The sequence below is a fragment of the Campylobacter sp. 2018MI34 genome, assembly GCF_016598975.1.
Taxonomy (GTDB): domain Bacteria; phylum Campylobacterota; class Campylobacteria; order Campylobacterales; family Campylobacteraceae; genus Campylobacter_D.
Window position 1 is genome coordinate 112,016 of sequence record NZ_JAENKS010000002.1, and the last position, 9,360, is coordinate 121,375.

Annotated in this window: 9 protein-coding genes and 6 tRNA genes; 10 read left to right on the forward strand and 5 right to left on the reverse strand. The window is 28.6% G+C overall.

Annotated features, from left to right (window positions below; genetic code table 11):
* Positions 1 to 4 precede the first annotated feature (4 nt).
* The 3 genes from JG676_RS01555 to JG676_RS01565 form a co-directional block, all read right to left on the reverse strand.
* Positions 5 to 1,426, reverse strand: a complete 1,422-nt coding sequence (locus JG676_RS01555; RefSeq protein WP_200217112.1) for a MotA/TolQ/ExbB proton channel family protein — start codon at positions 1,424 to 1,426, stop codon at positions 5 to 7.
* Between the two features lie 73 nt (positions 1,427 to 1,499).
* Complete coding sequence (fbaA, locus tag JG676_RS01560) at positions 1,500 to 2,564, reverse strand: class II fructose-bisphosphate aldolase (RefSeq protein ID WP_200169434.1); 1,065 nt, start codon at positions 2,562 to 2,564, stop codon at positions 1,500 to 1,502.
* Positions 2,564 to 3,385, reverse strand: coding sequence for a peptidylprolyl isomerase (locus JG676_RS01565; protein ID WP_200217113.1), 822 nt, complete (start codon positions 3,383 to 3,385; stop codon positions 2,564 to 2,566). Before JG676_RS01565 ends, fbaA begins: the two co-directional genes overlap by 1 nt.
* Positions 3,386 to 3,466: 81 nt before the next feature.
* Here JG676_RS01565 and nth point away from each other — a divergent pair, with 81 nt between their 5' ends.
* Positions 3,467 to 4,090, forward strand: coding sequence for an endonuclease III (gene nth / locus JG676_RS01570; protein ID WP_200169436.1), 624 nt, complete (start codon positions 3,467 to 3,469; stop codon positions 4,088 to 4,090).
* Here nth and gltS read toward each other — a convergent pair.
* Complete coding sequence (gltS, locus tag JG676_RS01575) at positions 4,087 to 5,307, reverse strand: sodium/glutamate symporter (protein WP_200217114.1); 1,221 nt, start codon at positions 5,305 to 5,307, stop codon at positions 4,087 to 4,089. The two genes, nth and gltS, sit on opposite strands and share 4 nt — an antisense overlap.
* 189 nt (positions 5,308 to 5,496) lie before the next feature.
* Between gltS and JG676_RS01580 the strand changes: the two genes are divergently transcribed.
* From JG676_RS01580 to JG676_RS01590, 3 genes are read left to right on the forward strand one after another with little or no spacing between them, the layout of a single operon-like run.
* Positions 5,497 to 6,150 carry a DNA/RNA non-specific endonuclease gene (locus JG676_RS01580; RefSeq protein ID WP_200217115.1) on the forward strand — a complete coding sequence of 218 codons (654 nt, stop codon included), beginning with the start codon at positions 5,497 to 5,499 and terminating at the stop codon, positions 6,148 to 6,150.
* A 10-nt stretch (positions 6,151 to 6,160) separates the two neighbouring features.
* Positions 6,161 to 6,790 (forward strand): trimeric intracellular cation channel family protein, encoded by a 630-nt coding sequence (locus tag JG676_RS01585; protein ID WP_200169439.1) that lies wholly within the window; start codon positions 6,161 to 6,163, stop codon positions 6,788 to 6,790.
* 16 nt (positions 6,791 to 6,806) lie between these two features.
* A complete protein-coding gene (locus JG676_RS01590; RefSeq protein ID WP_200169440.1) occupies positions 6,807 to 7,007 on the forward strand; it encodes an EexN family lipoprotein in 201 nt (66 codons plus the stop codon).
* On the opposite strand, the gene dsbD is transcribed toward JG676_RS01590, so the two are convergent.
* Positions 6,993 to 8,681: a protein-disulfide reductase DsbD gene (gene dsbD, locus JG676_RS01595; protein ID WP_200217116.1), complete on the reverse strand. Its 1,689-nt coding sequence runs from the start codon at positions 8,679 to 8,681 to the stop codon at positions 6,993 to 6,995. The genes JG676_RS01590 and dsbD overlap by 15 nt on opposite strands.
* Before the next feature lie 130 nt (positions 8,682 to 8,811).
* Between dsbD and JG676_RS01600 the strand changes: the two genes are divergently transcribed.
* The 6 genes from JG676_RS01600 (at position 8,812) to JG676_RS01625 (ending at position 9,310) form a co-directional block, all read left to right on the forward strand.
* Positions 8,812 to 8,887, forward strand: a tRNA-Lys gene (locus JG676_RS01600).
* Between the two features lie 4 nt (positions 8,888 to 8,891).
* Positions 8,892 to 8,967 (forward strand) — tRNA-Val (locus JG676_RS01605).
* 12 nt (positions 8,968 to 8,979) lie between these two features.
* A tRNA-Asp gene (locus JG676_RS01610) sits at positions 8,980 to 9,056 on the forward strand.
* A gap of 2 nt (positions 9,057 to 9,058) precedes the next feature.
* Positions 9,059 to 9,134 (forward strand) — tRNA-Lys (locus JG676_RS01615).
* Between the two features lie 13 nt (positions 9,135 to 9,147).
* Positions 9,148 to 9,223, forward strand: a tRNA-Glu gene (locus JG676_RS01620).
* Between the two features lie 11 nt (positions 9,224 to 9,234).
* Positions 9,235 to 9,310: transfer RNA gene (locus tag JG676_RS01625), tRNA-Val, on the forward strand.
* Positions 9,311 to 9,360: the final 50 nt, after the last annotated feature.

Genomic DNA, 9,360 nt, shown 5'->3' on the forward strand with positions numbered 1-9,360 from the left:
TTCTTTATTTGTTTTCTTCTTTGTTTTCTTCTTTGTTTTCTTCTTTGTTTTCTTCTTTGTTTTCTTCTTTGTTTTCTTCTTTGTTTTCTTCTTTGTTTTCTTGCGTCGCATTGCCATTTAAAAGTAAATTGTTATTTTCAAGTTTTGTAATTACTTCATTTGTTTCTTTATCAAGCTCTTCGATTTCTTTTTTTAAGGTATTCATTATTTCAATTTGTTCATCGATATTTTTTTCTTCTTCATAAATTTCTTTAAATTTTTGCATACCTTCAAAAAGACTTGTTTGAAAACCATTAAAGATTTTTTCTTGATTTTCGAGCATAGATTTTTCATAAAGTTCAAATCCCTTTTGAAAATTTTGAATTTTTTCATCAAAACTACTTAAAGTTTTATCAAAATGAGTGATTTTTTCAGAGCTGATATCTAATAAACGATTATAGTGTTCTGACATTCTTGTGCTAATTTCTTTTAAATTTTGATTTAAAATTCCAACTGCATTAAGCATTTCAGAATAAAGTCTACCAAGATCCCTTTGATCTCTTTGCGCTCTACTTAATTCACTCATTGTTTGTTTAATGTGTTCACTACTAAGTCTTATGGCTTTTTCTTCTACATTTAACATATCTTGAAAAATACTAAATTTTCTATCAATTGCATGATCTAATTCTTTGAAAAAATCATTATTGCTTACTTGTTTAAAAATAGCTCCGATTTTATCAAAATGTTCTAAACTTTCACGTAGATATCTTTGATCAATTTCTTCTTTTGTCCAAAAGAAATCATTTGTAGAATTTTTTTGACGATTTAATAATTTTTGAATTTTACTTGTTCCGTATTTTTCAAAAAATATCCACCATAATGCTAAAAAAATTCCATAAATAGAAACATAGAAAGCCGTCCCAACTCCATTTAAGAGTAGGGCTATTTCGTGTTCTAATGAAGCTGTATCATTGGAATTAAAATTTGGCATAGATAAAGCAATACTTATAAAAGTTCCTAAAATCCCCATCATAGGAAAAATTGCAGAACCTATAGAGGCAAAATTTTCATTTCTTGCGCCTTTAATATAATTATAAGCAAAATCATTAAAATTTGCATTTGATTTTGTATCTTTTCCTATGGTTAAAAAATGTTTCATAATATAGCGTTTTAAAGCTTGTTTAAATTCATTTTTTTGTTGTTCAAAAATACTATAAGCATATTCAGCATTATGCCTTGCAAAAATTAAAGCAGTTGTAAAAATAATTCCTGTCATAATAACAGTATGAATTTCAACTTTAAAATTAATTTTTTCAAAATATCCAAGCAAAATCAAAACATATAAGATAGCAGGAATTAAAACAATTTTTAGATAAACTAGATATCCTTTTTTTTCTTTAATCTCTGGCAAAATAAGTTCTGAAATTTCTTCTGATTTTATCTCCATATTGGACCTTTTTAGATTGATTTAATTGTAAAAATTAAAAAATACTCACAATTAAACCAACGATAAGGTTGGTTTAATTTCTATTAATACAATTTAAATTTTCAAATGCAATTTCTAAACGTTTGATCATGCTTTCCTCTCCAGATCTTAACCAAACACGAGGATCATAGTATTTTTTATTTGGTTTATCATCTCCTTCGGGATTTCCAATTTGTCCTTGCAAATAAGCTTTATTTTTATTTTCATATATACGAACACCATCCCAAAATGCCCATTGTGTATCTGTATCAATATTCATTTTTATTACACCATAGCTAATAGCATCTTGTATGTCTTTTAATTCACTTCCACTTCCTCCGTGAAAAACGAAATTGATAGGTTTAGAATGTGAAAGTTTAAATTTATTTTTTACATATTCTTGGGAATTTTTTAATATTTCAGGTTGTAATGTAACATTTCCTGGTTTATAAACTCCATGAACGTTACCAAAACTTGCAGCTATAGTAAAATTATCGCTAATTTTACTCAGTGTTTCATAAGCAAGTGCCACATCTTCTGGTTGAGTGTAGAGCTTAGCATTGTCAATATTTGTATTATCGACACCATCTTCTTCTCCCCCTGTACAACCTAATTCGATTTCTAAAGAAATACCCAAAGTGCTCAATTGCTTAAGATAAGAGCTACAAATATCTAAATTTTCTTCTAAACTTTCTTCGCTTAAGTCTAGCATGTGTGAACTAAATAGTGCTTGAGAATGCTGTTGTTTAAAGTCTATATTTGCTTTAATGAGTTCATCTATCCAAGGTAAAAGTTTTTTAGCAGCGTGATCAGTATGTAATATTACAGGAACATTATAGGCTTTTGCGAGCAAATGAACATGTTTTGCGCCACTAATTGCTCCTAGGACTTCTGCGTTGGGGCAATTTTTTCCCGCGTAAAATTTTGCCCCTCCATTTGAAAATTGAATAATAACTGGAGAATTTACTTTTTTTGCTGTTTCTAAAACAGCGTTAATAGAATTAGTTCCTACGACATTGACAGCTGGAATAGCAAATTTTTCAGCTTTAGCATAATCATAAATTTTATTAAGCTCATCTCCAGTCATAACTCCAGGTTTTACTATATCTAAAATTCCCATTATTTATATTCCACTTTTGCTTTATTAACAAGTTCTTGAGTTTTTTGTGCCATTATTTTTTTAAATTCTTCAAATTTGAGTCCGTTTTCAATTCCTTGTTTTACCTCGTTAAATGCTATTTGTTTTTTTGGTTGTGAATTTTCTTTTAGGATGATATGGTAACCAAAATTAGTTTTTATAGGGGTTTTTGTTATTTCTCCATTTTTAAGAGAAAAAGCAGCATCTGTAAAAGGTTTTACCATTGTTGATTGATCAAACCATCCAAGTTCTCCACCTTGAGAAGCCGATCCTGTGTCTATTGATTTTTCTTTTGCAATAGAACTAAATTTTTTAAGCAATGCTTCGCCTTTTAAATTTTTAAGTTCATTAATGATATTTACAGCTTCTTTTTCACTAGAAACTAATATATGTCTTGCTTGCACTCTTGCTTGTTGAACGTATTTATCTTTATTTTGCTCATAAAATGCTTTTACTTTTGATTCATCAACTTTAATAGAGCTAAGAATTTTTTCTTGATAAACAGCTAATAAAATACCTTCTTTGGCTTTTTCAAGCTCTTTTGCATAAAGAGGATCTTTTTCTAAATTTTGTTTTTTAGCATCTTCTAAAACAAGTTCTTGTGCAATATATTGTTGAACCAAAGCCTTTTTTTGTTCTTGTGGAAGATTTGAAAAATTTTGACCTCTTAACATCGGTGCGAAAAACTCATTTATTTCAGTATCACTAATATTTTTACCATTTAGCACAGCTACAGTGGCTGCATTTAAATTAAAACTTATTCCAGCAATTAATGATGCCGCAATTAAAGAAATTTTTTTCATTGTTTTGTTTTCCTTTTTTAAATTATTTGTAAATTAATTATATCTAAACTTAGTTTAAAGCTAATTAACTAAAATAAAAAAATGAAAAGAAATTTAAAAATTAAAGAACTTTTTTTAAAAAAATTTGATAAACCTGTAACAGAACTTAAATTTAAAAATCTCTATGAACTTTTGGTTTGCGTCATGCTCTCAGCCCAATGTACTGATAAAAGAGTTAATTTAATTACTCCTGCATTTTTTGAAGCTTATCCTGATATAAAATCTTTATCAAATGCTAAATTATCAAGTGTTAAAAGTTTCATTCAAACTTGTTCTTTTTTTAATAATAAGGCAGAGAATTTAATTAAAATGGCAAAAGCTGTATGTGAAAATTTTAATGGAGAGATTCCTTTAAATGAAAAAGATTTAAAATCTTTAGCTGGAGTTGGACAAAAAACTGCTCATGTGGTTTTAATCGAGTGGTGTGGAGCAAATTTTATGGCCGTAGATACTCACGTATTTAGAGTATCACATCGCTTAGAACTTAGTAAAGCAAAAACTCCAGAAGAAACTGAAAAAGATTTAACAAAAATTTTTAAAGATAATCTAAATTATCTTCATCAAGCAATGGTTCTTTTTGGAAGATATACCTGTAAGGCTAAAAAACCTCTTTGTAAAGAGTGTTTTTTAGCTCATTTGTGCAAAAGTCAAGATAAACTAATTTAATGGGCAAAGAATGGCAAGTATAAAAAAGCATTTATAATTAAAGCATTAATTATATCAATAAAAAATGCACCGCAAAGTGGTACAATGATAAATGCCATATGACTTGGTCCATAATGATTAGTAACTGCCTGCATATTTACCATAGCAGTTGGAGTTGCTCCTAGACCAAATCCACAATGTCCTGCTGCTAAAACTGCTGCATCATAATCTTTTCCACAAAATTTAAAGGTAATAAATATAGAATAAAGAATCATAGTAATAACTTGAAAAATTAAGATTACTAAGATTGGTAAAGCAAGGGAAACAAGTTCCCAAAGATTAACTGTCATTAAAGCAAAGGTTAAAAAAAGCGATAAACTAACATTTCCAAGAACGGAAACTTCTCTATCAAATACTTGATGAACTTTTGAAATAGAAAGAACATTTCTTAAAACAACCCCTACAAAAAGACAATATACAAAAGTTGGCAATGTAAAACCTGTGCTTGATTTAATCCAAGAAGATAAATAACTTCCTATTAATAAACAAAGGCCTATTAAAGCAAGAGATTTTATAAATGAAGTTGGAGTGATAAGTTTTTCTTTTTGAGGTTCCTTAAAGTTTAAAATAGCTTCGTGTGATAAATTATCTTCTTGTTTTGTTTTTAAATTATATTTATTGATTAAAAATCTTGCAACAGGACCACCTATAATACCACCAGCTATTAATCCAAATGTAGCACTTGCAATGGCAACTTCAGTTGCTGGTGTAAAAAAATAGGGAGCTTTTATAAATTCATTTGCCCAAGCAGCACCTGTTCCGTGACCACCACTCATAGTAATAGAACCTCCAAGCATTCCGATAAGAGGATTTTGCCCCATAACGCTAGCAACACCAATTCCTATAATGTTTTGAGTTATTAATAATCCAGATATAACAAATAGGAAAATAATTAATTTTTTCCCACCTTTTTTAAGAGAGGAAAAATCTGCCAATAAACCTATGCTGGCAAAAAAAGCAAGCATCAAAGGATCTTTAAATGAGTTATCAAATTTGATACTTATATTTCCAAAAGAATAAATAAGAAGTATAATAATAGATGCAATAGCACCCCCAACTACTGGTTCTGGAATATTGTAATCTTTTAAAAATTTAATTTTGTCTGTTATAAAAAAACCAAGTAATAAAACTAAAACTATGACAACTAATGTTGCATAGAAGTCAAAATTTAAACTCATATAAACTCCTAAAAATTATTTTATTTTTAATTTTAAAAATCTTTGCTTGAAAATATTATAAAAACTAAATAAAGTTTAATGTAAATTAAAATTAATGTTACAAAAATACAATAATTATTAAGAATAACTAAAGTATAATCTATCTTTACGAATAAAATTTTATAAAAATATCAAAAAGATTTTACCATTATGAAAAAAAGTATTATTATTTTGTTTTTTGTTTTTGGCCTAGTTTTTGCCAATGATCATTATACACCTAGTGAAGAATTTAAAAAATATTTTAAAAATGAAGAATGTTCTTTGGTTTTGGATAAATTTTATTATTTAAATTGCTATGATTATGGTTATAAAGGAACAAAAGTAGTAGCTTATAAAGTAGAAGCTAAAAATTTAAAAATCGATCAGTTAAAAAATAGACCACGTTTTGAAGAAGATACAAATATACCGAAAAAATATAGAACTTATTGGCAAGATTATAAAAAAAGCGGTTATACAAGAGGTCATACTGCCCCAAATGCTTCTTTTCGTTTTAGTGTGGCTGCGCAAAAATCTGTTTTTTTAATGAGTAATATTACTCCACAAAATGAACAAATTAATAATAAAATTTGGAATAAAATAGAAAAAAGGGAAAGGCAACTTGCTTTAAAAAATGGGAGTATCGAAGTTTTAAATTTGGTAATTTATCAAGATAATCCAAAATTTATTAAAAATGATATTGCCATTCCAAGCCATTATATTAAAATTTTAAAGGCGGATAATTATAAAGAGTGCTATCAAGTACCAAATCAAAATGTCAAAGATAAAAAAATAAAAAACTATAAGATTGATTGTAAAATGTTTTAGGTTAAAATCAATGCTTCTTACTATTTTATATATTATTGGAATATCTGCTGAAGGAATGACAGGTGCTTTGGCTGCTGGAAGATATAAAATGGATTTATTTGGTGTTATATTTATTGCTTTGGTTACTGCAATTGGTGGAGGAAGTATTAGAGATATATTATTAGGACATTATCCGCTTACTTGGGTAAAGCATCCAGAATATATTATTTTAGTTTGTTTTTTTGCTTTATTTGCTACAAGAATTCCACGTATTGTTACAAAACTTGAAGGTTTGTTTTTAACTCTTGATGCCATAGGGCTTGTTGTTTTTAGCATACTTGGTGCACAAATTGCAATTGAACTAAATTATGGTTATATTATAGCAGTATCTGCAGCGGTAATAACGGGTGTTTTTGGCGGAATTTTAAGAGATATTCTATGTATGAGAATTCCACTTGTTTTTCAAAAAGAAATTTATGCAGGAATTGCTATTATTACTGCAACAGTTTATTTTACATTAAATATATGGTTTGAATTTAGCGATTTAATATGCACTCTTGTATCGCTTTTATTTGGTGTGACTATAAGACTTTTAGCTATTAAATATAAATGGTCGTTACCTATATTTTCTTATAATGAGAATGAACAAGAAAATAAATAAAAAGGTTGAATTAATTATGAAAATAAAATTTTTATTTGTAGTGCTTATATATATTTTAGCAGGATGTGAGCATAAAAGCGAAGAGTATTATAAAGCTCATCCAGAAGAGGCTAGAAAGAGAGCTTTAGAGTGTCGTCATAATGCAATAATTAGTTTAGATTGTGTTAATGCATATAAAGTTGGTTTTCCTAGAGATGAGAATTTAACGCAAGAGTAATTTTTCTAATAAATCTTGCGGTTTGATAAATCCTATAATTTTCAATTTTTCTTGATTATTATCAAAAAAAATTAAAACTGGTGGGCCAAAGACATTGAAATGTTTCATTATTTTAATCTGTTCTTTGTTGTTTTCGCTTACATCAATTTTTATAAGAGTATATTCGCTTAATTCTTTAATTACCTTGGGATCTTTAAAAGTAATATTATCTAAAAGTTTGCAATTTTCACACCAAGTAGCAGTAAAATCTAGCATAATTTTTTTGGGGCTATTTTTAATAATATTTAAGAGCTCGTCTAAATTTGAAATATAAGTAAAATTTAAAGAGTTGTATTCTTGTGTTTTGTTAGAATAAAAATTTAAGGGTTCTTTAATATTAAAAATACCAGCTAAAAATGATGCGATACTTAAGCTGAAAATTAAAATAAGTAAAGATTTTTTAAAAGAATTTAAAAAATTTTTTGCTTTGTCAAAAATACCCATAAAAACACAGAAAAAAACACCTAATATTCCATACCCTATTAAAATAAATCTAAAATCTAAAATTCTTTCTAAAATCCAAATAGCCATAGCAAGCATTATAAAACCAAAAAGAATTTTAATTTTTTGCATCCACTCTCCAGGTTTAATAAAACCAATTCCTAAACCTATAAACAATAAAGGAGTTCCCATTCCAAAACTCATAATAAATAGTGCTAAGCCTCCAAGTATAATATCTCCAGAATTTGCTATATAAAGCAAAGCTCCAGCTAAAGGAGCAGCTACGCAAGGTCCTACAATTAAAGCTGATAAAAATCCCATTGCAGCGATACTTATTATACCTTTACCTTGCTGGGTTTTTTTATGGATAAAATTTTGAAATTTATTAGGAAGCTCGAAATTAAAAACTCCAAACATTGCCAAGGAAAATAAAATAAATACAAGAGAAAAAGAGATTAAAATGATAGGTTTTTGTAGTATTCCTTGAACGCTTAAACCTAGATAGCTTGCAATGATTCCAGCAATTGCATAAGCTAAAGACATAAAAAATACATAAATAAAAGATAAAAAAAAGCTATATTTTTTTGAAATTCCTACCTTTGAAACAATCAATGAAGATAAAATAGGGATCATTGGCAATGTGCAAGGTGTTAGTGATAATAATAAACCATATCCAAAAAAAGTTATTAAAATAGTCGCTAAATTTTCAGTATTAATAAATTTCTCGATAATGCTTTCTTCAGAGAATGAATTTAATTTTTGTTGTTTTATTTTATTTATTTTTAAATAAGTATAAATATTATTTTTTTCTTTTAAAGAATAATCAATTTTTTGAGGTTGATAACATAAGCCTTGATTTGAACATCCTTGATAGGTTATTTGCAATAAACTATCTTTTTTTTGTGTATATTGATCTAGTAAGGTATTTGGTATAGCAAGAGATAAATTTTTATAATATATATATTCATTGTCTTTTGTTATTGGAGCTGGAAAATTTAATAAATCTGTAATATCTTTTTCATTAAGTTTAATTTTTATTTTGTCTTTATAAAGATAAATTTCATCTCCGAGTTTAAAATTAATATAAAGAGCTTGTTTATCTGAATCGAGTTTGATATTAAAAGCCTTATCAAGACTTAATATATTTGCGAAAATAAAATTAAAAAATATTATCAATAAAAAAATAAAACGCACTATTTTCCTTTAGTTTAGGTTTAAAATAAGATTATATTTTATTAGAGTTAATTAATGATATAATTTTCTTTTTACTCTTGACAAAATACTTGATATTTTGGCATAATCACAACTTCAGTTTTTAAAACAAGTCTCGTTAGCTCAGCCGGTAGAGCATCTCCCTTTTAAGGAGGGGGCCGTTGGTTCGAATCCAACACGGGACACCACTTAGGTCGCTTAGCTCAGTTGGTAGAGCGCCACCCTTACAAGGTGGATGTCATAAGTTCGAGTCTTATAGTGACCACCACTTCATTCTTTTGCGGCGGTAGTTCAGCTGGTTAGAATATCGGCCTGTCACGCCGGAGGTCGCGGGTTCGAGCCCCGTCCGCCGCGCCATTGTCTCGTTAGCTCAGCCGGTAGAGCATCTCCCTTTTAAGGAGGGGGCCGTTGGTTCGAATCCAACACGGGACACCACTTTATAGGGTTTGACCCTTTCGTCTAGTGGCCCAGGACATCACTCTCTCTGTGTGAAAACAGAGGTTCAAATCCTCTAAGGGTCGCCAAAATCTTATCAGGTCGCTTAGCTCAGTTGGTAGAGCGCCACCCTTACAAGGTGGATGTCATAAGTTCGAGTCTTATAGTGACCACCACTTCATTCTTTTGCGGCGGTAGTTCAGCTGGTTAGAATATCGGCCTGTCA